Raw genomic sequence first — 22683 nt, forward strand, 5'->3', positions numbered from 1 at the left:
TTAAAAATGAAGACATACATAGTGAAGCGCTTTATTTCAATGATTATCACATTGTGGGTCATTGTAACATTAACCTTCTTTTTAATGAATGCTATACCAGGTTCACCTTTTAACGAAGAGCGAGCTACGAGTGAAGCTGTACAAGAAAATCTAGAGTCGTACTATCACTTAAATGAGCCATTAATTGTCCAGTATTTTATGTACATAAAATCCATTGTTACGTTTGATTTTGGACCATCAATTAAGCAGCCGTCTCAAACAGTAAATGATTTGCTGGGGCGCGGGTTTCCCGTTTCTTTTGAACTTGGAATGGTCACTTTACTTGTAGCTGTATTTTCAGGTATTGCGCTTGGAATTGTAGCTGCACTACGCCGCAATGGAATTGTCGATTATTTAGCTATGACGATTGCTGTTATCGGAATCTCGATTCCCAACTTCGTTATGGCAACGCTGCTTATTCAAAAGCTAGCCGTTGATTGGGCGATTTTGCCGGCTGCTACATGGACGAGCCCGAAGCATATGATTTTACCAACGCTTGCTCTTGCGACGGGGCCAATGGCTATTATCGCGCGCTTAACTCGTGCAAGTATGATTGAAGTGTTAACACAAGACTATATCCGAACAGCAAGAGCTAAAGGGCTTTCCCCCTATAAGATTGTATTTAAGCATGCTTTGCGAAACGCGTTGCTTCCTGTTGTAACGGTGTTGGGAACAATTGCTGCTAGCGTACTGACAGGGACGTTTGTTATTGAACAGATTTTTGCTATACCTGGTATGGGAAAATACTTTGTTGAAAGTATAAACACGCGTGATTATCCGGTCATTATGGGAACGACAGTGTTTTATAGCGCCATTTTAATTTTTATGCTGTTTTTAGTAGACATTGCCTATGGCATTTTAGATCCAAGAATTAAACTACATCGAAAGGAAGGATGAGCATGAGTGATTTGAAAGCACAAGAGCCAGTAAACATTCCTGATGAATGGTTTGTACCAAAGCAAAAAGATCGCACCGAGGCTGAAGCTGTTGTGCGTCCTAGCTTGTCTTATTGGCATGATGCATGGCTACGATTAGTGAAAAACAAGCTAGCAATGCTAGGTTTAATCTTTTTAGTTTTATTAGTCATCATGGCCATTATGGGACCGATGATTTCTCCCCACAGCGTCACGCAAACGGCATTTGCGAATCAAAATCAGCCACCTTCAAAAGAACACTGGTTTGGAACAGATGATTTAGGACGGGATGTCTTTACTCGAACGTGGTATGGAGCAAGAATTTCATTATTCGTTGGAGTAATGGCTGCTTTAATTGATTTTATAATCGGCGTTATTTATGGAGGAGTTGCTGGCTATAAAGGCGGTCGCACAGATAACGTGATGATGCGTATTGTTGAAGTCCTATATGGTCTTCCTTACTTGCTAGTCGTCATCTTGCTAATGGTGGTGATGGGACCTGGTTTATCAACCATCATCCTTGCACTTTCCGTGACAGGGTGGATTGGAATGGCCCGAATTGTCCGAGGGCAGGTTCTGCAAATAAAAAACTATGAATTTGTGCTTGCTTCCAAAACATTTGGCACAAAAACAGCCAGAATTATTAAGAAAAATTTGTTACCTAATACAATGGGACTCATTATTGTTCAAATGACATTAACGGTTCCAACAGCTATCTTTGCCGAAGCGTTTTTAAGCTTTTTAGGATTAGGTGTTCAAGCGCCTTTTGCCAGCTGGGGGGTAATGGCAAACGACGGTTTATCTTCTATTTTATCTGGCTATTGGTGGCGCTTATTTTTCCCGGCTTTCTTTATTTCCATCACCATGTTTGCATTTAACGTGCTAGGGGACGGTTTACAAGATGCCCTTGATCCAAAGTTAAGGAGGTAGAAGCGCAGTGGAAAAAGTTTTAGAAGTTCAAGATTTAACTGTGAAATTCGCTACATATGGCGGTGAGGTCCAAGCGGTTAGAGGCGTGTCGTTTGATTTATATAAAGGCGAAACGCTCGCGATTGTAGGCGAGTCAGGATGTGGGAAAAGCGTAACTTCTCAAAGCATTATGAGGTTGATTCCAAATCCTCCAGGAAAGATTACAAGAGGATCAATCTTATTTAAGGGAAGGGATTTAGCAAAGCTTTCTGAAAAGGCAATGAGAAAGATACGCGGCGCGGATATCTCAATGATTTTCCAAGATCCAATGACTGCATTGAACCCAACAATTACGGTAGGGCAACAAATTGCAGAAAGCATGATGCAGCATGAAAATATTACAAAAGAAGCAGCGAATAAAAAAGCACTAGACATGCTTAATTTAGTTGGAATTCCAAATCCAAAAGAGCGCTTGAAACAATATCCTCATGAATTTAGCGGAGGTATGAGACAGCGGATTGTCATTGCCATGGCTCTTGTATGTGAACCGGAAGTACTCATTGCCGATGAACCGACAACGGCTTTAGACGTAACGATTCAAGCTCAAATTTTAGAGCTTTTTAAAGAGATTCAAGCAAAAACAGGTGTATCCATTATTTTGATTACGCATGATTTAGGAGTTGTGGCCCAAGTCGCAGACCGAATAGCCGTCATGTATGCAGGTAAAATCGTTGAAGCAGGAAAGCGGAGAGATATTTTTTATCAACCGCAGCATCCATATACAAAAGGTCTCTTACAGTCTGTGCCACGTCTCGATTTGAGTGGTGGAGACCTCGTGCCAATTGCTGGTTCGCCGCCAGACTTATTTGCACCTCCTATTGGATGCTCGTTTGCTGCTAGGTGTCCTTACGCAATGGAAGTGTGTGATCGCGTGTATCCTGGTGAAATTTTGTTTCGGAATGAGCATTCAGTCAGCTGTTGGCTGCAAGATGAAAGAGCCAAAAAACTAGTATCTACTATAAGCTAGCCTTATAGATACATAAATAGGTAAAGAGAACAGGGGGAACAAGATGAAACGAATTATGTCTGTCGTGATGATGTCTATTTTAGTATTTGCGCTCGCTGCCTGTACGGCAACAAGCGATTCAGGTGCCGAGCCTGAAGGTGGTAGTAAGAAGGAAGATGGTAAAGTATTGTATATGAATAACGGTGCAGAACCAACTTCTTTTGATCCACCAATTGGTTTTGACTCGTACTCTTGGCAAATGTTAAACAACTTAATGGAAGGCTTAACAAGATTAGGGCAAGAGCATGAACCAGAAGCAGCAATCGCTGAGAAATGGGACGTATCAGAAGATGGTAAAGTTTATACATTTCATATTCGTGAAGATGCAAAGTGGTCGAATGGTGATGACGTAACGGCAGGAGACTTTGAATTTGCATGGAAACGATTATTAAACCCTGAAACAGGCTCTCCAGCTGCTTTCCTAGGCTATTTTATTGAAGGTGGAGAACAGTTTAATACAGGAAAAGGAAAAGCTGAGGACGTAAAAGTAAAAGCAGTAGATGATAAGACGTTTGAAGTAACGTTAAAGAGTCCACAAGCGTACTTTTTAAGCGTCATTGCAAATCCTGCATTTTTCCCAATCAATGAAAAAGTAGCAACGGAAAACCCTAAGTGGTTTGCTGAAGCGAAAAGTTTTGTTGGAAATGGTCCATTTAAGCTGACAGAGTGGAAGCATAACAGCAATATCGTTATGGAGCGAAACGATCAGTATTGGGATGCGAAAAGTGTGAAGTTAGATAAAGTTAACTGGGCAATGGTGGAAAATACAAATACAGAATATCAAATGTACCAAAACGGTGAGCTTGATGTATCTGAAATTCCAGCGGATTTAAGTGATCAGTTGTTAAAAGATGATAGTCTAGACATTAAAGATCAAGCAGGTGTTTATTTCTATCGTCTTAATCTAGATCAAGAGCCGTTCCAAAATGTCAATATTCGTAAGGCGTTTGCTTTAGCTGTGGATCAAGACCAAATTGTTAACTATGTAACGAAAAACAAAGAAGAGCCGGCTTATGGCTTTGTATCAAAAGGGTTTAATGATGCTAACGGCTCTGATTTCCGTGAAACAAGCGGTGATCTTGTCAAAACAGATGTGAAACAAGCAAAAGAGCTTTTAGAAAAAGGAATGAAAGAAGAAGGATACGATAAGCTACCTCAAGTCACGCTAACTTATAGCACAGATGATACGCATAAGAAAATTGCTGAAGCACTGCAACAAATGTTTAAAGAAAATTTAGGTGTTGATGTGAAGCTTGCGAACATGGAGTGGAACGTATTCCAAGAAGAGCAAAAAGCACTGAAATTCCAATTATCTCGTAGTTCGTTTTTAGCTGACTACGCAGATCCAATCAATTTCTTAGAAAACTTCCAAACAGGCCATTCAATGAACCGTACGGCTTGGAGTAATGAAAAATATGATCAATTAATTCAACAAGCAAAGAATGAAGCTGATGAAAAGAAACGATTTGAACTAATGTATGAAGCTGAAAAACTATTATTTGATGAAATGCCAATTATCCCAATTCACTTCTATAACTACGTATTTTTGACAAACGAAAACGTATCTGGAATTGTTCGTCATCCAGTTGGTTACTTAGAGTTAAAATGGGCGGATAAAAAATAAACATCGTTCATAAAGTAGTGAATAAGCAGGCTGTGCAAAATGGGAGCAATTTCTCTATTTCGCACAGCCTCTTCATTACATAAAGGGAAAGGGTGCTTTTAAATGATGAAACCTTCTGCTTTAAAAAAAGGAGATATCGTCGGCGTTGTATCACCAGCTAGCCCACCAAAAGAACAGCAGTTAAAAAAGGGAATTGCGTACCTAGAAAGCTTAGGACTTCAGGTTCAAGTTGGAAAATCAGTTTATGAAAAAAATGGCTACCTTGCAGGAACAGATGAACAGCGTGCGGGGGATATTAATGCTTTTTTTGCTACTCCAAACGTCAAGGGGATTATTTGTGCTTGCGGCGGTTACGGAACGGCTAGAATGGCAGATTTACTAGATTATGAGCTCATTAAAGACAATCCAAAGATATTCTGGGGCTATAGCGATATTACATTTTTACATACGGCTATTTCTCAAAAAACAGGACTTATTACGTTTCACGGGCCAATGCTGTCATCTGATATCGGAAAAGATGATGTAAAAGAACAAACAAAGCAGTCTTTTCAACAGCTTTTTACCCCTCAGCCAACATATTATACTGACCAAATTACCCCGCTCCAGATTATCGAACAGGGGGAGGTAAGCGGCCAGCTAATTGGTGGCAACCTGACGTTATTAGCAAGTTCACTCGGTACAGAGTTTGAAGTGGATACAAAGGGCAAGATTTTATTTATTGAAGATATTGAAGAAGAGCCGTACAGCATTGACAGGATGATGACGCAGTTAAAGCTTGCTGGGAAATTTGAAGACGCAGCAGGCATTATGCTTTGCGATTTTCATAAGTGTGAACCGTTAAAAAAAGAAAACTCTTTATCATTAGAAGAAGCTTTATTACAGCCGTTAAAAGGTTTGAAAAAGCCGATTATGAAAGGGTTCTTAATCGGACACTGCTCGCCACAAATTGCGGTGCCTGTTGGGGCGTATGCAACAATGTCAACCTATGAGCGAATGGTAGAGTTAGAAGCCGGCGTGAAAGTAGATTAATAAAGGGAGAGGATACAATGGATGCTAAGAGATACGTTGTCACAGTGTCAGTTGCAACGGTGTGGACATCTACAGAATCACCTCGCAGCCTTGATAAGGTCGCACTAGAAGCACCTGTTGATATAGAAGAGTGGTTATATCGTTTAACGTATGAAAAACGTCTCGCTTTATGCAACGAAAACCTTGTCCAAACGCAGCTTTTATTTGGTGAAAAGGTCGAGGTTATTAAGCAGGAAGGAGATTGGTGCTACGTCCTTATTCCAAGTCAGCCTTCTAAAAAGAATGATGCAGGGTATCCTGGTTGGGTTCCCGCAAGTCAATTAAAGTCAGTAGACGTACAAAAACAAGACTCATATGCTCAGGTAGTGGCCAAAAAAACGCTTTTAGTAATTAATAATCAAACAGAGCTGATGCTTAGCTATCGAACGACTTTACCTGTGCTTCAACACCTAAACGAACATGTTGAAGTAGAGACGCCGCTTGGAAAAGGTCTCCTCCTGACTAAGGATGTTAATGTAGTTCAAGCTGATACAGAACAGCATCCAACAAAATCGGGAGAGCATCTCGTGTTGGAGGGAAAGCGATTTCTAGACCTTCCCTACTTATGGGGAGGAATGAGCTCATATGGCTTTGACTGTTCAGGCTTTACCTACTCCCTTCATAAAGCGAATGGATATACGATTCCTCGCGATGCAAGCGATCAGGCTACAAGTGGCAAAGGGGTTGCATATGAAGAAATGAAGCCAGGAGATTTATTATTCTTTGCTTACGAACAAGGAAAGGGTTTTGTACATCATGTGGCTATGTACTATGGAAATGGTCAAATCATTCATTCGCCGAAAACGGGTAAAACTGTTGAGGTTATTCCTATTAAAGGAATGGAATACGAAGATGAAATTTGCGCAATACGTCGCTACTGGACATAAGGAGGAAATGAAATGACAAAGAAACAGCCTATTCTCGAAGTGAAAAATATGACAAAGTACTTTCCTGTTGCTAAAAATAAAGAATTAAAGGCTGTAGATAATGTTTCGTTTTCCATTCAAAAAGGTGAAACGTTTGGATTAGTAGGAGAGTCTGGATGCGGAAAGTCAACGACAGGACGGACGATTATTGGTCTTTATCAGAAAACGAGCGGTGAAGTACTTTATAAAGGGAAAGATGTGCATAAACTATCTGAAAAAGAGAAATTTACGTTTCAGCGAAATATGCAAATGATTTTTCAAGATCCGTATGCGTCCTTAAACCCAAGGTCTACAGTAAGGGAAATCATTTCAGAGCCAATGGAGGTTCACGGGTTATATTCTAATAAAAAAGAGCGCTTAGAGCGCGTTTATGAACTTTTAGAAGATGTTGGTTTGAATCGTGATCATGCCAATCGCTATCCTCATGAATTTAGTGGGGGGCAACGTCAAAGAATTGGCATTGCACGGGCTTTAGCTCTAAACCCCGAATGTATTATTGCAGATGAGCCCATTTCCGCTTTGGACGTATCGGTTCAGGCTCAGGTTGTTAATTTACTGAAGAAATTGCAGGAAGAAAAAGGGCTTACGTATTTATTTATTGCTCATGACTTGTCAATGGTTAAGCATATTAGCAACCGTATTGGCGTTATGTATTTAGGTCATCTCGTTGAACTGACAACAAGTAATTCATTATATAACAAACCATTACACCCTTATACAAAAGCCCTTTTATCCGCCATTCCAATACCAGACCCTGATATTGAAGATGCGCGCGAACGCATTGTACTACAAGGAGAGCTACCAAGCCCAATTGATCCGCCATCCGGATGCGTATTTCGAACGCGATGTCAGTTTGCGATGGATGCGTGTGCAAATATGAAACCGGAGTGGCAGGAGGTTGGAGAGAATCATTTTGTGGCGTGTCACCTTTATAACGAAGGGATTGTAGATTTAACCTCTGAAATTGCAGCAAGCAAACTATGAGTCTAGTGGAAGAAAAAATTCGTTTTACCGTTCGGCAATGGTCGTCCATGTATAGGGGGAGAGTGAGCTATCTCTTTGAAACTCCTGAAGAAAGGATCGAGCAAGGAGCGACAAACGTGTATCCGTCTGCTAGTACTATTAAGCTGCTCATTGCAGTTGAAGCGTGTCGCCAAATTGATTCCGGCGTTATTTTAGTTCAGCAGACCATAGCTGTTAAACAATCGGATCTTGTAGGAGGAGATGGAATCTTACATGTGTATCCCTACTTACCGACCGTTACAGTGAAAGAGCTAGTTTTGTTGATGCTCATTCTTTCTGATAATACGGCTACAAATATGTTAATTGACCTTTTGGGACAAGACCGCATACAAGCTTGTATTAATGATTTAGGGTTAGAAAACACCCAGCTCAATCGTCAGATGATGGATGCTCAAGCGGCTGTGGAAGGAAGAGATAACGTCATAACAGCAGCGGACTTACTTACATGTCTGAAAGTACTCTATAGAGAGGACGTTCTTTCTAAAGATTCGCGTGACTTTTTAAAAGGAAGCTTACTTAACCAGCGAATGCGGGATAAACTACCTTCTATGCTGAATGAAGAGTGTTTTATTTTAAATAAACCTGGACATTTGCGCGGAATAACGCACGATTGCGGTGTGCTGTTTACGCATCATAAAAGGTGCTATGCTGTGGTATTAATTGATGGACTTGAACATAACGAGTATGGACGGAGGCTAATTGCAGATCTCGGTCGGATTATTAGCGAAGTGCTTACTCAATAAATTGTATAATCAATCATTCATCCTATACAAACTTTCACATATTTTTTATATAATAGATTTGTATAATTAATTTTTGGTTGAATTTACTAACGACAGTATTTAACCATAATGGTGGTGTAGGTATGACAAACGAGTCGGCAATGGTTGATATTATAAAAGCGTTTAAGCGCAATTCAACAGAGTCAATTGCAATGGATTTAATAAAAGAAGTAAGGGGAACGTTTTGTCCGCTTCCAAAGTATGTGGCGGACTTAATTGATGAATTGAGAAAGTTAAAATTAAAAGATGAAGTTATTAGCGTCATCTTATATCAATCTGTATATGTGCATAATCATCAGTTTAATATTAAGGATACGCCTACTAATCGGCAATTTATTCAGGATACTGTTTTTATGGGGCGCAAGTGGGTGCAGCAGTACGGGAAAATTGAAAATGTCGAACAAGCAATTCAAATTGCGGAACATGCGTCCTTAGATGCGGAAGAGCCAGAAGTGCCAAATCCTTTTGATTCAAAGAAGGTTACGCTTGAAGTGAGCTTAGACCCGCAAACGTACGAGATGTTAAAAAATATTGCTGTCTATTATGATCATGTGGGATATGATGACTCGATCTCAACGGCAGTACAGCATTTATACACGCAGCTACTCGAGGCTCAGCAAAAAAGTCGATAAGAAAAAATCACGTAACATGGAAAACGTTACGTGATTTTTTTATCATTGATTGTTTCGATAAACGTAAGGGTCATCAGGTTCCTGTTCTTTTTTAACGTTCGTTACGTTAATCATCGGTAATGTTTTTTTAAACGGCTGATAATACATCGTATCAATTTCACCTGTCACAGTTACCCAATCATCATTTTGAAACGATACGTCATCTGGGAATTCAATAAGCATTCCGAAGGCTCCAGAGTCAGCAATGCAATGAATAATCCCAAAGCGGAAAAGAAAATATTGATTTTTTGGGAGCTCATCATTACGATATAAAAACCCTTTTAACCGAATGGTTTTACCCGTAAATTCACCAGGGTAATTATAAATAGTTTCCATCGCGTTTAAAAACTCTGTGTCTTCTAAATTAAGCTTTTTATTCTTTCCAAACTGCTTCAAATCTTGGCGAATCATTTTATCATAAGCTTCCTCACCGTAAAAGCTGCTTGTATCAGGCTCCAGGAATTGATGCTGATCGTAAGGGCTGTTTTTTTCATAGATTGGAAAATTAAATCCCTTCGCTTCAACAATCTTAGAATCCAGCTTGGAAATTGGTAAAAATAAAGCGGTGATAATAGGTACGATATAGATGAGATAAAGGAATTTATCTCGCTTGCGCGGAGCGTGTGAATGCCCGTGGCAATCACAGCCATCTCCGTGATCATGTTCATGCTCATCGCCTTTCATATAAAAAATAAAAGCAGCGATGGTAATAAACCATAGGAGGAAAATTGTGCTGTATGAAATCCACGCATATTTCATATTAATGTACTTTGAAATATCTCCTGTGGCATGCAGGTGCATGAAGACAAACGTAAAGCCAATTAAAATTAAAATTCGAATCATCGCGCTTCCTCCTTATCTGACAAGTAGCATAGAAAAAACAAAGACAGCTATAAATGTGTAAATAAATAAAATGCCCACAAATTTTGCTTTAAACTGACTCAGCATCATTAACGTATTTTTAATATCAAACATTGGTCCGAATACTAAAAAAGCAACAATGGCGCTATCTTGAAACGTACTTTGAAAAGATGCTCCAATAAACGCATCCGCTGACGAACAAAGAGATAAAAGGTATGCTAGTCCCATCATTACGAAATGAGCCGACCAATCCTGTTGCCCAAGGTCTAACAGGATGGATGTTTTCATAAACGTTTGCATACTAGCCGCAATAAGCGCTCCAATGATTAAATATTTACCGACTGAAAAAAACTCATCAATGGAATGCTGGATGGTTCCTACTAACTTTTGGCCAAATGTCTTTTTCTGAACGTCAACGCATACGCTATGCTTCGTTTGATCTGTTTTAAATTGAAACGTCAGCAGCATGCCGACTATAATTGCTACGACGAGCGCCACAGAGCTACGCTCCCATACAACGGCCCAGTTGTTTCCAAACGCTACATATGTAGAAAACAAAACAACTGGGTTAATGATAGGACCTGTAAACATAAACGGAATCGCAGCGTATAGTGGTACGCCTTTTGCCATTAATCGCCTTGTAATAGGTACAATTCCACATTCACAAGCTGGAAATAAAGCGCCTATAAAAGTTGCTAAAAAAACAGCGCCTACTTTATTTTTTGGTATGGCTTTTGCCATCATTTCTTCTGTAATAAACATTTGAATAATTCCAGAAATAAATACACCCAATAACACAAAAGGAAGGGCTTCAATTAGGATACTGATAAAAATTGTGTTTAGCTGCAACAAGGATGAACTCATAGTACCACTCCAATTTTGTCTTAAGAAAATAAATTTGCGCGCATTCAACTTTTACAGAAAATAGTTTAATATAAAAATAGTTAAATGTAAAAGAATTTATGAATATCCACCTAATTGTCTAGTTTGAATAGTTGAGTTAGTCCTATAACGGGTAGTATTGTAAAGAGCGGGAAGCTTTGCTAAGATACGATTTCAGGAGAAGAATAGGAGGAACGAAACATGTACATTATGGACTATCATCATCATACGAATCATTCATTCGATTCAAAAGCGGTTATGAACGAGGTATGCACAGAAGCTATCCATCGTAATATTAACGAAATTTGCTTTACAGAACATTATTCACTTAATCCACTTGCTCCTACATATGGACATATTAATTTAAAACGTTATATAAAAGACATTGAACAGTGTCGTGCGCAGTTTGAAGGAAAGCTAGTTATAAAAGCAGGAATTGAAATTTGTGAGCCGCATTTATTAAAAAGTGAGTATCAAAAGGTATTAGAGCCGCTTCAGCTAGATTTTATCCTAGGATCTGTTCATAACATCAATGACAAAAAGCTCCGCTTATATTTACAACATAAAACAGTAGAAGAAGTATACGGTGGTTATTTTGAAGAACTCTACAATCTAGTGAAGCATGCTGATATCGATGTGCTTGCTCATATTGATTTAATGAAGCGCTATGCAATAAAAGTGCACGGGAATTATGACTTTGACCAATTTAAGCCACAACTAAAGGACATTTTAACAAAAGCGATTGAACGCAATATTGGAATTGAAATTAACACTTCGGGAATGCGAAGCAGCTTAGCGGAGCCCCTACCTTCTCAAGCTGTATTAAAATTATATAAAGAGCTTGGAGGAGAACTGCTAACGGTAGGTTCTGACTCTCATAAAGTTGAAACGGTTGGCGACCATATTTCTGAAGCAATAGCGCTTGCGAAGGAATGCGGATTCCGCTACGTCTTTACGTATGACAAGCGCCAGCCAAGTGCCATTTCGATTTAAAAGACCAGTTGAATGTAGAAGAGAATATTTGTCAATAAGAGTCCGCAGAAGTCTTTATGTAGAAGGCTTACGGGCTTTTTTTGATTACTATTTTGTGAATGCGGTTTTGGTTTTATTGAGCTTAGCAAGTTCTTTTCCTCTTACAAAATACTGCTTTACTTCTTTATTCTCTGCACATTGCGCAAAACCAGTAATTAACTGCATTCCAATATTATTTGTCTCTATTCCGTGAATGTTCTTGTTACTAGTATTGCATAAGATGATTTCGATAACTTTAGTTGCTAAATGTGTGAATCATTCTAACTTACACAAAAGAATAATAGAAGTAGGTGGAGGTGTACTAAACACGAGCAACTTGAAGCTATGACGGTGGATGAAAAGAATCATGCAAGCTTAATCAAACGGTCACAAAATGTTCACATCATTAAAAGATGTTAAGGATAAAACACAGGAAATAACAGGCTTCTAGAGAGGTTGATGTGTTTACAAACAATTAATAAAAGTAAATAAACGAAGGTACCAACACAATGGATGCTAAGGATATGAAAGGGTTTTCGAGTGCCAATATGACATTTGTCATATTTGTCATGTGACATGTACTACTACACATGGTTTCTTTTTATATTTATAATTTTAAATAAATTATGAATGTGAAAGGGAAATCCAAATGATTAAACAAAAACAAAAACAAAAAATGTTGAGACAATCAATGGCGCCATATGAAAAGCCAAATGAGAAAAGCAGTATCGTTCAACTGATTAATACTATTGTTCCGTTTTTTGCTTTATGGTTTCTTGCTTATCAAAGCTTAGCGATTTCATATGTATTAACCTTAGCAATCGGAGTCGTTGCCGCTGGCTTTTTAGTTCGAATTTTTATCATTTTCCATGATTGCTGCCACAACTCTTTCTTTAAGAATCGACGCTACAACAAAATTCTCGGTACCATTACAGGGGTCTTAACTTTGTTCCCATATAATCAATGGGCACACAGTCATTCCATCCACCATGCTACGAGCGGAAATTTAGATAAGCGTGGAATAGGTGACCTGTGGATTTTAACAGTAGACGAATACTTGGAAGCACCTCGCTCACGTCGCATTGCTTATCGTTTATACCGCAATCCATTTGTGATGTTTGTGATAGGTCCTATCTATGTGTTCTTGATTACAAATCGCTTTAATCGTAAAGGAGCTAAGCGAGCTGAGCGCATCAATACGTACATTACAAACGTTGCGATTGCGCTTATTGTGACAGTTGGATGTTTAACACTAGGATGGCAGTCATTTTTAATGGTTCAAGGTCCGATTTTCTTAATCTCAGGTTCACTAGGTGTTTGGTTATTTTACGTACAGCATCAGTTTGAAGATTCGTACTTTGAGGCAGATGAAGAGTGGGAGTACGTGCAGGCAGCAGTTGAAGGGAGCTCTTTTTACAAACTTCCGAAAGTGTTACAGTGGTTAACGGGTAACATTGGCTACCATCATGTTCACCACTTGAGCCCTCGGGTTCCGAATTATCACTTAGAAGCTGCTCATAATAATACCGAGCCGCTTCAAAATGTGCCGACCATTACGCTTCGCACCAGCTTAGAGTCTTTACGCTTTCATTTATGGGACGAAGATCAAAAGAAATTTGTTGGTTTTAACCATCTAAAAACATTTAGCCGTGAAGAACGACAAAAAAGAGTAGCGGTATATTCTAGAGCAAATGTAAAATAATACTCAATGCCATATGTGATTATGATACGATAATCATATATGGCATTAATTATGAAAGTAAAAGAGGGTTTGCGTCATGAAGAAAAAGGATACAATTTTTCAAAAGATAACGGGAATGTCTCCTTACATATGGACAGTTTTTAGTTTACTGCCTTTTTACTTTGTTTTTCAGTCTTCTTCAATGAATGAGATTGTGTTAGGTATTTTGTTAACGATTCTCTTCTTTATTTTTTATCGGTTTGCTTTTATATCAAAAGGCTGGCCTATTTATGTATGGACAATTCTCCTCATTAGTATATCCATCGCGATGACGACGCTTTTTAGCTACGTTTATTTTTCCTTTTACTTTGCTTTTTTTCTCGCTTATTTCATAGGAAATGTTCAAAAATGGCTTACATTTATTACGCTTTATATTATTCATTTAGTCAGCACAGCCATTTCACTAAACTATAATATGGTTGCTCAAGAAGAGCTGTTTGTTCGCCAACTTCCGGTTATGATTATCATTTATATGAGCGTCATCATCTTTCCATTTACAATCTATAACCGTAAGAAAAGAGAGCGCTTAGAGGAGCAGTTAGAAGACGCAAATAAGCGAATTTCAGAGCTGGTCAAACAAGAGGAAAGACAGCGAATTGCTCGTGACCTTCACGATACGCTTGGGCAAAAGCTATCCCTAATTGGATTAAAAAGTGACTTGGCACGTAAGCTGATCAATAAAGATCCAGAGCAGGCAAGAGCAGAGTTAAAAGACGTTCAGCAAACCGCACGAACAGCGTTAAATGAAGTTCGTAAACTAGTGTCTCAGATGAGGGGGATTCGATTAAAAGAGGAACTCGTACGCGTAGAACAAATACTTAGCGTAGCTGAAATAGAGTTTATTCATAATGAATTGGCTTTATCAAACGTTTCTCCTCTGACAGAGAATATTTTAAGCATGTGTTTAAAAGAAGCGGTAACAAACGTTGTAAAGCATAGTAAAGCCTCTTGCTGTGAAGTGAATATTGTACAATCTACAGATGAAATTATGATTACCATTCAAGATAATGGACAAGGCATTGCAAGTAAAGATGCTTTTCAACACGGAAATGGACTTATTGGTATGAGAGAAAGATTAGAGTTTGTAAACGGAACGCTAGATATTCAATCAGATGAAGGAACAAAGATTATTGTGAAAGTTCCGAGCGTGCGTAAGCAAGTGGAAAAGGAGGAAGAGAAATGATTCGAATCGTTATAGCGGAAGATCAGCGGATGCTGTTAGGTGCTTTAGGCTCTTTGCTAAGCTTAGAAGATGATATGGAAGTCGTTGGGAAAGCATCGAATGGAGAAGAAGCAGTAGCTCTTGCGCGTCAGCATCATCCCGATGTTTGCATCATGGATATCGAAATGCCTCTTAAAACAGGGCTAGAAGCAGCAGAAGAGCTGGAAGAACTCGATTGCAAAGTGATTATTTTAACGACTTTTGCACGCTCTGGTTATTTTCAACGAGCGTTAAAAGCAAAAGTTAGCGGTTACTTGCTGAAGGATAGCCCAAGTGAAGAGCTAGCGAGTTCCATTCGAAGTATAATGCAAGGAAGACGAATTTATGCTCCTGAGCTTGTGGATGATGTATATGCGGAAGAAAATCCGCTAACGGAGCGCGAAAAAGAAGTACTGCAGCTTGTAGCTGATGGGAAAAATACAAAAGAAATTGCAGAAGAGCTGTCTTTGAAAACCGGTACCGTAAGAAACTATATCTCCACCATCTTGGATAAGCTTGAAGTGAAAAATCGCATTGAAGCTATTACGCGTTTTAAAGAAAAAGGTTGGTTTAAATAAAAGGAAAAAAGGGGACATATTACTATGCCCTCTTTTTTGTGTTTATTCTAAATTTTCTGATATTATTATTTTACATTGTAAGCGATTTCGTTTATAATGAAAGCAGAAGAGCTGATTGCTCTCACAACATTATTTAATTGAAAAAGAATGGCTAATAAAATAAACATAATGGATAGGAAATATTTGTGGTTAATTGAACAGTAGAGGAGATGAAACAGAAATGGTAAAACAGGAAAAGTTAATGTTTGGTGACTTCATTCAAGGTGATCGCTTCGAATTACATTCTTACCTTGTTTATTTGTTTCAGCAGTCTCAAAGAAAGATTAGACATATTAAACGAGAAGCAAATTGATACGTGTTCAGCATCCCGTCATACATAAGCGGTAGCGCTTCGTTTCTTAACGGCGCTACCGCTTATTATATGAAAAAAAGAATAGATTAACTAATTGACAACAGCATGTCTATCAGTATAAGTTATACTACGTGTAGAAAAAAATGAACATGAAGTATACTGCTGTAGCATGCTATTTTTGTGTTCTAATAGGAGGAGAGACAGCTCGAATGTCGGGAGAACAAAGAAAAAAAATCATTATCTTAATGATTAATATGTTTATTGCGGTTGGAAGTTTTGGAATCATTATTCCAATCTTACCTGCTTATTTACAGTCAATTAATCAGGGGGGAACTGCAGCGGGGCTAATGATTGCTATTTTTGCAGGTGCTCAGCTTATTTTTTCACCAATTGCAGGAAAGTGGTCCGATCAATACGGACGACGAAAAATGATTATATATGGACTTGCTGGCTTAACGCTGTCTATGTTTATCTTTTACGCAGTCAATTCCATTTGGTTACTTTATGCATCTCGCGTCATTGGTGGAGTGGGTGCAGCTTTACTTATTCCTGCTATCTTTGCATATGTTGCGGATATTACAACGATGGAGCAGCGTGCAAAAGGAAACAGTCTTGTATCAGCGGCTATGTCTCTAGGAATTGTAATTGGGCCTGGAATTGGTGGCTTTTTAGCTGATTTTGGCTTGAAGATTCCATTTTTAGTCTCAGCACTTGTATCTCTTGTAGCTGTTTTATTTTCAATGATGCTATTAGAAAATAGTGAAACAGAAGAAGCTACAGCAGCACGAGCAGCTATTCAAGATAATGAATCTATGGTTTCGAAACTAGCACGTTCTGTTAAGATGCCTTATTTTATACCGCTGGTTATTACTCTTGTGATGAGCTTTGGGCTAATGGCGTATGAGTCAGTTCTTGGTCTATTTTTAGATAAACAGTATGGGGCTACGCCACAGCAAATTGCTTTAATGGTTACAGCAACAGGGATTGTTAGCGTGATTGTACAGCTGTTTCTAGTAGATCGCATCGTTCGTATATTTGGTGAAATAGCAGTATTAAACATTTTTATCGGCGTGGCAGCACTTGGATTTCTATTGTCACTATTCACAGGGAGCTACAGCTTATTCTTTGTCATTTCGCTTATTATTTTCCTTGCAACGTCTATTCTTCGTCCAGTCTTAAATACGCTTATTTCAAAAATGGCCGGAAATGAACAAGGGTTTGCAATGGGAATGAATAATGCTTATATGAGTATCGGAAACGTTTTAGGTCCAACTCTTGCTGGCGTTTTATTTGATGTGCAAATTATGTATCCGTTTGTACTAGGTCTTGTTTTATTACTTGTAACGCTCGGTATTACGATAGTGTGGCAAAAGCGTACACTAAAACATAGCGCACTTGCGAATAAATAAAAAGAAAGAGCGCAGTCTCTTTCTTTCTTTTTATTTACATATTTTAATAGTTTGTGGTAATATATAGAAAAATTAAACGCGGTGAAGAGAAGAGTAAATAAATAAGCTTTGCACAGAGAGCCCGGTAGCTGAAAACGGGTCAAAGTGAATTTGTTGAACCAAGTCTCAGAGAGGCATATCGGAACATTTAAGGGATGATATGACGGGTGCTCCTGTTACAGAGCTAAGGTATGATTGTACCTGATGAGATTGATGTGGTGACATGTCAATAAACTGGGGTGGCAGCGCGGTAAAAACTCGCCCCCAAGACAGTATTATGTCTTGGGGGCGAGTTTTTTTTATGGATTAAAGGAGGAGAGAATTAATGAAGAAGACAGAATTGCGCGGACGATTATTACTTCTAGCAAGTATTGGCATTTCAGGAATCGGGAGTTGGATTTACTTTATTGCTTTGAACTTAGTTGTGTTACAAATCACTGGTTCAGCCCTAGCCGTTTCAACTCTTTATATTGTTAGAGCAGCAGCTGCGATGTTAACGAACCTATGGGCTGGGAGTCTCATTGATCGTTTAAACAAAAAGCACGTAATGATTGGATTAAACCTGATCCAAGCCGCTGTTATTTTATGGTTGGCTTTTTCAAATTCACTTCTCGTAATCTATGTACTGGTTGGAATTACAACCGCTGTAGGCGCAGCGTATGAACCAACATCTATGGCGTATATAACAAAGTTTTTACCAGAAGAGAAGCGTAAAAGATTCAATTCACTTAGAAGTCTTCTTGATGCAGGAGCATTTTTTACAGGACCAGCCGTTGCGGGTTTATTAGTGATGGTCGGTACACCAGCAACTGCTATTTGCATTAACAGTATCGCATTAGTGCTTTCGGCGCTGCTGCTTTGGTTTGTGCCAAATATAGAGCCAAAGGGGTTTACTACACAAAAGGTTCAAAGGTTATCATTTTACATGATTAAACAGGATTGGCATCTTGTATTTTCTTTTAGCCGGCACGCAGTGGGAGTTATGCTTATTTATTTACTCTTTAGTTTCATGACGGTGTTGATGACCGCAACTGATTCACTCGAAGCTGCTTTTTCAGTAAAGGAACTAGGTTTAACAGAGGGAGAGTATGGACTATTGGTTAGCATAGCTGGTGGAGGTGTACTTATCGGTGCGCTTCTTAATACCATAATAGTTGAAAAAATTCCTACATCTTGGCTCCTTGGTATGGGGAGCATGCTAACAGCTGGAGGGTATATGTTATTTACAAATTCAACTACATTTTTTATAGCTGCCTGCGGATGCGCCTTGATATCGTTTGCAATGGCATTTGCGAACGCGGCATTTTATACGTTTTATCAAACGTATATTCCAGTTGAAATAATGGGGCGAGTTGGAAGCCTATATGGATTAGTAGAAAGTCTATGTATTATTATTGTAACCGCATTGTTTGGCATTTTAGTAGAAGTGATCTCCATACGCTTGGTCGTTATAATAGGAGCTGCTTTAATGATTATTGTAGCTTTGGCAGTATGGACTTGTAGCTTACGGGTACTTGTTCAAAGAAAAAACGTTAGTGTAGAAAAAGTGAGTACATGAATAAGCAACTAAATGAGTCTTCAAACGTTTTATTAATAGTTAAATCGTAGGAGGGCTTATATGTTTAAAAAAATAATAAAAAGAGTAAGTATATCTTTAGCTGTAGCGTGTGTAACATGGATAACCTTGCATCAAGTGTTGACTGTTGTGGAAGACAAACGATATCCACCATTAGGAGAGCTTGTAGAAGTAAAGGGAAAGCAGATGCATATCTATCAAAAAGGTAAAGGGAAACAAACAATTGTATTATTAGCTGGCCTTGGAACACCTGCTCCAGCTGTTGATTTTTGAGTTATCACATACGTACAAAGTCGTAGTTGTGGAGCCTTTTGGTTATGGTTGGAGTGATTTTACAGAGAGTGAACGATCGGTTGAAAATATTGTTGAAGAAGTAAGAAATCCATTGAAAAAAGCAGACATACAAGGTCCATATATTCTTATGCCTCATTCGGTGTCAGGCATTTATGCAATGTATTATGCCAATCACTATCCTGATGAAGTGGAAGCCATTGTTGGCATTGATCCAACGTTACCAAAGATGCTGAGGTGTTTTGGTGAAGCTCCCTCAACGATGCCAAGTATTTTTCGATTTGTCGCTCCAACAGGGATTGCTCGTCTAGCAGTTGAGCTTGATGATGAGTCTTATTTACCTATCGCTGAACCAGGGATGTATTCCAGCCGAGAGTTAAAAATGATAAAGGCAAAGACCAGCATAAAAGGATACAACAAAAACATCATTATGGAAATGAATGAGATAGAAAGAAACGTGAATAAAACAGAATCCTTAACGATTCCAAATAAAGTACCAGTCTTAATTTTTGCTAAGAACTTTCAGAAAGAAACAAACGGTAAATCAACACTATCATTTTATGAGCAGGAAATTGCAAAGCAGCATCATAATAAAGTGGTGATGTTGAACGGACATCACTACCTTCATTGGACACGTTCTCGTGAAATAGTTGACGAGCTAAAGCTTTTTTAAAGGGAACGACACCAAATTAAAATTCAGAGCAGTATTTACTTTTTAGACAAATTAATAGGGTACATCAAGTATAGGTGTGAATCTTAATTTCGTATTTAATTCAACTTAAGTCTGCACACTTTCTCCATATCTATCCTTTATAATAGATGTACATTTACAGGGGAAGTGAAAGAAGTGAATAAAGTATCCATTAAATTAGGACTATTGTTTTTAGTTTTTATCTTAATTATTGAAGCAGGTTTATTTTTCTATTTATATACGGGGTTAGCGAACACTCGCATCTCAGAAGAGTTAGAGAGTTTAAGAGTAAGAGGGAATAGCCACCGAGAAGTATTAGAGCAGCACCGTGATTCCATAACGCTTAGTCACGTCGCGTTAATGGAGTCAGAAACCGATACGGATGTTGTCATTACCAACATAAACGGGGAAGTTTTGAGTGCTTCAACACCTCTTATTACAGGAGCAAAAGCGGCTGTGAATGAGTGGAGAGATAAGAAGCTCCCTTATGAGGGAAAAATTTTGCAAAGAGATTGGGAAATTTCCCCCTATATTTCAACAGCTTCTCCAATTGAAGTAAATGATAATCAAGTTGGCACAGTGTATATGTTTAAAGATACAAAAGATATCAAAGGAATGATTGATCGTCTCCAGCATCACTTTTACATAGCTGGTATTATTTCAATTGTATTTGCAGTTGTTACAACTTTTGCTTTATCAAAACTAATCACGGCACCTTTAGTACAAATGAAGCAAGCGACAGAAAAGATTAGCCAAGGGCATTTGACGGTAAAACTTGGCGCTCATTCTCGTGATGAGGTTGGACAGTTAGGAACATCCATTCAAGCGCTTGCGAATGAACTGCAGCGCTTGAAAAAAGAGAGAAACGAGTTTTTGAGCAGTATTTCGCACGAATTGCAAACGCCGCTGATGTATGTAAAAGGCTATGCAGACATTGCAAAGCGCCATGAAACAAGTGAAGAAAACCGCACAAAATATTTAGGGGTCATTGAGGAAGAGGCTGAGAGAATTTCAAAGCTTGTAAAAGATTTATTTCAGCTTGCTCGTTTAGATAAAAATACGTTTCTCATTGAAAAGCAAGAAGTTGAGCTTCAGTCCTATTTATCTAAAATTTGTGAAGCATTTCAATTAGCTCTAAGCGAAAAGAATGTTCATATTGAGGTGAACTGTCCAAAGTATGTAAATGTACTAATTGATGAAGAGCGCTTTATGCAAGTCATTATAAACGTTATAGATAATGCCTTAAGATATTCTGAAACAAAAAAGATTTTAATAAGCGTTGAAGAGGATAATTGGCGCGTCAAGCTGTCCATTCAAGACTACGGAGTGGGAATTCCGAGTGAAGATGTACCATATGTGTTTGATAAATTGTATCGCGTAGATAAATCAAGGTCTCGGAAGAATGGAGGCTACGGTTTAGGGTTATCGATTGTAAAAGATATTGTGGAAGCGCACGGTGGAAAAGTGGAGATGACAAGCATAGCAGAAAAAGGAACAACCGTGAGCATTTCGTTGCCAAAGGAGCGTTAATATGCCTACGATTTTATTAGTAGACGATGAAGTGAGAATGCTGGATTTATTAGAGCTGTATCTAGCTCCACATGGTTTTTCATGCATGAAGTGTGAAGATTCTACAGAAGTAGAAAAGTACCTAGAAAAGAACCCAATGATTCAGCTAGTGCTGCTCGACTTGATGATGCCCAAAAAAGACGGATGGACAGTTTGTCAAGAAATCAGAGCCAAGTTTAAAGTCCCTATCATCATGCTGACTGCTAGAGACCAAACTGAGGATGTTGTAAAAGGTTTAAATAGTGGAGCGGATGATTATATTACAAAGCCTTTTAGCGAAGAAGAGCTACTGGCTCGAATACAGGCTGTATTGAGAAGAACAGGTGTAGAAAAGAAAGGTATTTCCTATAAGGAGCTTTACGTAAATGAAGAAAGCAGGGAAGTTATTTATGTTGGTGAAAGCATTTCAATGACAAAAACAGAATTTGAGCTACTCTGCTTATTTTTAAAGCATCCCAATCGCGTTTTTCCTCGCGAAGATTTAGTTATGCTCATTTGGGGCTATGATACGGAAATTGAAGGGCGAACAGTTGATTCCCATATGCGTAACGTCAGAGAAAAGCTCAGAAGCGCTGGTTTCCCAATCGAGCAACATCTTCAAACTGTGTGGGGAGTAGGATATAAATGGGGCGCTTCATAAATAATCACACAATAAATTGTGTTTCTTCATAAAATCTGCACACTTCTTTTTTACACTAAACGTATATCGTTAAACCATTCGTAAAAATCTAGATAGCGAATGAGAAATTTGTAAAAGAGGGATGAAGATGAAAAAATCACTATTTCTGATTGGGCTAGCGACAATGCTTGGTTTAGCCGGATGTGCAGGAAACAACGATGAGAGCAAAGAGATGAACTCAGAAGATAATCAAAAACAAGAGCAAAAAGAAGAAGATCATGCACATATGAATCATTCTAGCTCAGGTGAAGTACCAGAAGGTTTACAAGAAGCTAAAAGCCCAACGTATGAATTGGGAAGTAAAGCAACGCTGACAACTGATCATATGCCAGGGATGAAAGGTGCAGAAGCAACCATTGTCGGTGCATATGATACAACAGCATATGTGGTATCTTACACGCCTACAAACGGCGGAGAGAAAGTAACTGGTCATAAGTGGGTCATTCAGGAAGAAATAAAAGACGCGGGTGAAGAAGAGATACCAGCAGGAACAAAAGTGGTTCTTGAAGCAAATCATATGGAAGGCATGGAAGGTGCAGAAGCAACGATTGATTCTGCTGAGAAAACAACGGTATACATGGTAGATTACACGTCTACCACTGATAGTCAAGAAGTGAAAAATCATAAGTGGGTCACAGAAAGCGAGCTTACAAAAGAATAAAAATAACAAAGCATAGGTTGAAGCCTATGCTTTTTTCTACGTCTTAGGTCTGAGTATAATTTCAAACCTATGACTTTGGAAAAAGTGTTGGCACCTGCTTATACTAATTAAGGAGTAAGC

At 38.6% G+C, this 22683-nt stretch carries 24 protein-coding genes and 1 other annotated feature; of the genes, 21 read left to right on the top strand and 3 right to left on the bottom strand.

What is annotated here, in order from left to right; all coding sequences use genetic code 11:
- Positions 1 to 6: 6 nt before the first annotated feature.
- From LZP85_RS06035 to LZP85_RS06075, 9 genes are all read left to right on the top strand, one after another.
- Positions 7 to 936, top strand: a complete 930-nt coding sequence (locus tag LZP85_RS06035) for an ABC transporter permease (protein WP_119543041.1) — start codon at positions 7 to 9, stop codon at positions 934 to 936.
- Positions 937 to 938: 2 nt separating this feature from the next.
- The gene (locus LZP85_RS06040; protein WP_374955882.1) at positions 939 to 1883 is read left to right on the top strand and encodes an ABC transporter permease; all 945 of its coding nucleotides are present in this window, start codon (positions 939 to 941) and stop codon (positions 1881 to 1883) included.
- A 7-nt stretch (positions 1884 to 1890) separates the two neighbouring features.
- Positions 1891 to 2889, top strand: a complete 999-nt coding sequence (locus LZP85_RS06045) for an ABC transporter ATP-binding protein (protein ID WP_076513229.1) — start codon at positions 1891 to 1893, stop codon at positions 2887 to 2889.
- Positions 2890 to 2932: 43 nt separating this feature from the next.
- The gene (locus LZP85_RS06050) at positions 2933 to 4552 is read left to right on the top strand and encodes a peptide ABC transporter substrate-binding protein (protein ID WP_119543043.1); all 1620 of its coding nucleotides are present in this window, start codon (positions 2933 to 2935) and stop codon (positions 4550 to 4552) included.
- A gap of 102 nt (positions 4553 to 4654) precedes the next feature.
- Entirely contained in the window at positions 4655 to 5581 is a 927-nt protein-coding gene (locus tag LZP85_RS06055; protein ID WP_062954732.1) for a S66 peptidase family protein, read from the top strand.
- Between the two features lie 17 nt (positions 5582 to 5598).
- Positions 5599 to 6507, top strand: a complete 909-nt coding sequence (locus LZP85_RS06060; protein WP_119543044.1) for a C40 family peptidase — start codon at positions 5599 to 5601, stop codon at positions 6505 to 6507.
- A 12-nt stretch (positions 6508 to 6519) separates the two neighbouring features.
- The gene (locus LZP85_RS06065) at positions 6520 to 7530 is read left to right on the top strand and encodes an ABC transporter ATP-binding protein (protein ID WP_025908189.1); all 1011 of its coding nucleotides are present in this window, start codon (positions 6520 to 6522) and stop codon (positions 7528 to 7530) included.
- A 62-nt stretch (positions 7531 to 7592) separates the two neighbouring features.
- Complete coding sequence (locus LZP85_RS06070) at positions 7593 to 8312, top strand: serine hydrolase (RefSeq protein WP_061784825.1); 720 nt, start codon at positions 7593 to 7595, stop codon at positions 8310 to 8312.
- Positions 8313 to 8434: 122 nt separating this feature from the next.
- Positions 8435 to 8983 (top strand): calponin homology domain-containing protein, encoded by a 549-nt coding sequence (locus LZP85_RS06075; protein WP_025910306.1) that lies wholly within the window; start codon positions 8435 to 8437, stop codon positions 8981 to 8983.
- A gap of 42 nt (positions 8984 to 9025) precedes the next feature.
- Here the strand turns inward: LZP85_RS06075 and LZP85_RS06080 are convergent, their stop codons facing one another.
- Both LZP85_RS06080 and LZP85_RS06085 read right to left on the bottom strand, forming a co-directional pair.
- Positions 9026 to 9865 carry a TIGR03943 family putative permease subunit gene (locus LZP85_RS06080; protein ID WP_234562077.1) on the bottom strand — a complete coding sequence of 280 codons (840 nt, stop codon included), beginning with the start codon at positions 9863 to 9865 and terminating at the stop codon, positions 9026 to 9028.
- A 12-nt stretch (positions 9866 to 9877) separates the two neighbouring features.
- Positions 9878 to 10747 (bottom strand): permease, encoded by an 870-nt coding sequence (locus LZP85_RS06085; RefSeq protein WP_226639453.1) that lies wholly within the window; start codon positions 10745 to 10747, stop codon positions 9878 to 9880.
- Positions 10748 to 10966: 219 nt separating this feature from the next.
- Here LZP85_RS06085 and LZP85_RS06090 point away from each other — a divergent pair, with 219 nt between their 5' ends.
- Complete coding sequence (locus LZP85_RS06090) at positions 10967 to 11758, top strand: histidinol-phosphatase HisJ family protein (protein WP_076513218.1); 792 nt, start codon at positions 10967 to 10969, stop codon at positions 11756 to 11758.
- Positions 11759 to 11845: 87 nt separating this feature from the next.
- Here LZP85_RS06090 and LZP85_RS06095 read toward each other — a convergent pair whose 3' ends face one another.
- Positions 11846 to 12028: a DUF3231 family protein gene (locus LZP85_RS06095; protein WP_309599134.1), complete on the bottom strand. Its 183-nt coding sequence runs from the start codon at positions 12026 to 12028 to the stop codon at positions 11846 to 11848.
- Positions 12029 to 12425: 397 nt separating this feature from the next.
- Between LZP85_RS06095 and LZP85_RS06100 the strand changes: the two genes are divergently transcribed.
- The 11 genes from LZP85_RS06100 to LZP85_RS06145 all read left to right on the top strand — a co-directional run bounded on the left by LZP85_RS06100 (position 12426) and on the right by LZP85_RS06145 (position 22563).
- A complete protein-coding gene (locus tag LZP85_RS06100; RefSeq protein WP_119544099.1) occupies positions 12426 to 13478 on the top strand; it encodes a Delta(5) desaturase DesA in 1053 nt (350 codons plus the stop codon).
- 76 nt (positions 13479 to 13554) lie between these two features.
- A complete protein-coding gene (locus tag LZP85_RS06105) occupies positions 13555 to 14700 on the top strand; it encodes a sensor histidine kinase (RefSeq protein WP_119544098.1) in 1146 nt (381 codons plus the stop codon).
- Positions 14697 to 15296 (top strand): response regulator transcription factor, encoded by a 600-nt coding sequence (locus LZP85_RS06110; RefSeq protein WP_025910316.1) that lies wholly within the window; start codon positions 14697 to 14699, stop codon positions 15294 to 15296. The genes LZP85_RS06105 and LZP85_RS06110 overlap by 4 nt, the downstream gene beginning before the upstream one ends.
- A 220-nt stretch (positions 15297 to 15516) precedes the next feature.
- A complete protein-coding gene (locus LZP85_RS20730) occupies positions 15517 to 15648 on the top strand; it encodes a hypothetical protein (RefSeq protein ID WP_257788887.1) in 132 nt (43 codons plus the stop codon).
- A 209-nt stretch (positions 15649 to 15857) separates the two neighbouring features.
- Positions 15858 to 17057 (top strand): MFS transporter, encoded by a 1200-nt coding sequence (locus LZP85_RS06115; RefSeq protein WP_226639454.1) that lies wholly within the window; start codon positions 15858 to 15860, stop codon positions 17055 to 17057.
- Positions 17058 to 17129: 72 nt separating this feature from the next.
- Positions 17130 to 17365, top strand: a binding site (T-box leader).
- A 56-nt stretch (positions 17366 to 17421) separates the two neighbouring features.
- On the top strand, positions 17422 to 18654 hold the full coding sequence (locus LZP85_RS06120; protein WP_025910318.1) for an MFS transporter: 1233 nt from the start codon (positions 17422 to 17424) through the stop codon (positions 18652 to 18654).
- A gap of 60 nt (positions 18655 to 18714) precedes the next feature.
- On the top strand, positions 18715 to 18945 hold the full coding sequence (locus LZP85_RS06125; RefSeq protein ID WP_224840117.1) for a hypothetical protein: 231 nt from the start codon (positions 18715 to 18717) through the stop codon (positions 18943 to 18945).
- Positions 18935 to 19636, top strand: a complete 702-nt coding sequence (locus LZP85_RS06130) for an alpha/beta fold hydrolase (protein ID WP_226639455.1) — start codon at positions 18935 to 18937, stop codon at positions 19634 to 19636. Before LZP85_RS06125 ends, LZP85_RS06130 begins: the two co-directional genes overlap by 11 nt.
- 174 nt (positions 19637 to 19810) lie before the next feature.
- The gene (locus LZP85_RS06135) at positions 19811 to 21184 is read left to right on the top strand and encodes a sensor histidine kinase (RefSeq protein WP_119542707.1); all 1374 of its coding nucleotides are present in this window, start codon (positions 19811 to 19813) and stop codon (positions 21182 to 21184) included.
- A gap of 1 nt (position 21185) precedes the next feature.
- Entirely contained in the window at positions 21186 to 21863 is a 678-nt protein-coding gene (locus LZP85_RS06140; RefSeq protein WP_025910320.1) for a response regulator transcription factor, read from the top strand.
- 127 nt (positions 21864 to 21990) lie between these two features.
- Entirely contained in the window at positions 21991 to 22563 is a 573-nt protein-coding gene (locus LZP85_RS06145; RefSeq protein WP_025910321.1) for a YdhK family protein, read from the top strand.
- The last annotated feature ends 120 nt before the right edge of the window (positions 22564 to 22683 follow it).

Source organism: Priestia flexa (assembly GCF_021441905.1).
Taxonomy (GTDB): Bacteria; Bacillota; Bacilli; order Bacillales; family Bacillaceae_H; genus Priestia; species Priestia flexa.

Coding starts and splice junctions, on each gene's coding strand:
- LZP85_RS06140 (WP_025910320.1), top strand. CDS start 21,186: ATGCCTACGATTTTATTAGTAGACGATGAAGTGAGAATGCTGGATTTA.
- LZP85_RS06035 (WP_119543041.1), top strand. CDS start 7: ATGAAGACATACATAGTGAAGCGCTTTATTTCAATGATTATCACATTG.
- LZP85_RS06125 (WP_224840117.1), top strand. CDS start 18,715: ATGTTTAAAAAAATAATAAAAAGAGTAAGTATATCTTTAGCTGTAGCG.
- LZP85_RS06060 (WP_119543044.1), top strand. CDS start 5,599: ATGGATGCTAAGAGATACGTTGTCACAGTGTCAGTTGCAACGGTGTGG.
- LZP85_RS06120 (WP_025910318.1), top strand. CDS start 17,422: ATGAAGAAGACAGAATTGCGCGGACGATTATTACTTCTAGCAAGTATT.
- LZP85_RS06080 (WP_234562077.1), bottom strand. CDS start 9,865: ATGATTCGAATTTTAATTTTAATTGGCTTTACGTTTGTCTTCATGCAC.
- LZP85_RS06100 (WP_119544099.1), top strand. CDS start 12,426: ATGATTAAACAAAAACAAAAACAAAAAATGTTGAGACAATCAATGGCG.
- LZP85_RS06065 (WP_025908189.1), top strand. CDS start 6,520: ATGACAAAGAAACAGCCTATTCTCGAAGTGAAAAATATGACAAAGTAC.
- LZP85_RS06110 (WP_025910316.1), top strand. CDS start 14,697: ATGATTCGAATCGTTATAGCGGAAGATCAGCGGATGCTGTTAGGTGCT.
- LZP85_RS06085 (WP_226639453.1), bottom strand. CDS start 10,747: ATGAGTTCATCCTTGTTGCAGCTAAACACAATTTTTATCAGTATCCTA.
- LZP85_RS06105 (WP_119544098.1), top strand. CDS start 13,555: ATGAAGAAAAAGGATACAATTTTTCAAAAGATAACGGGAATGTCTCCT.
- LZP85_RS06050 (WP_119543043.1), top strand. CDS start 2,933: ATGAAACGAATTATGTCTGTCGTGATGATGTCTATTTTAGTATTTGCG.
- LZP85_RS06145 (WP_025910321.1), top strand. CDS start 21,991: ATGAAAAAATCACTATTTCTGATTGGGCTAGCGACAATGCTTGGTTTA.
- LZP85_RS06055 (WP_062954732.1), top strand. CDS start 4,655: ATGATGAAACCTTCTGCTTTAAAAAAAGGAGATATCGTCGGCGTTGTA.
- LZP85_RS06075 (WP_025910306.1), top strand. CDS start 8,435: ATGACAAACGAGTCGGCAATGGTTGATATTATAAAAGCGTTTAAGCGC.
- LZP85_RS06040 (WP_374955882.1), top strand. CDS start 939: ATGAGTGATTTGAAAGCACAAGAGCCAGTAAACATTCCTGATGAATGG.
- LZP85_RS06090 (WP_076513218.1), top strand. CDS start 10,967: ATGTACATTATGGACTATCATCATCATACGAATCATTCATTCGATTCA.
- LZP85_RS06115 (WP_226639454.1), top strand. CDS start 15,858: ATGTCGGGAGAACAAAGAAAAAAAATCATTATCTTAATGATTAATATG.
- LZP85_RS20730 (WP_257788887.1), top strand. CDS start 15,517: ATGGTAAAACAGGAAAAGTTAATGTTTGGTGACTTCATTCAAGGTGAT.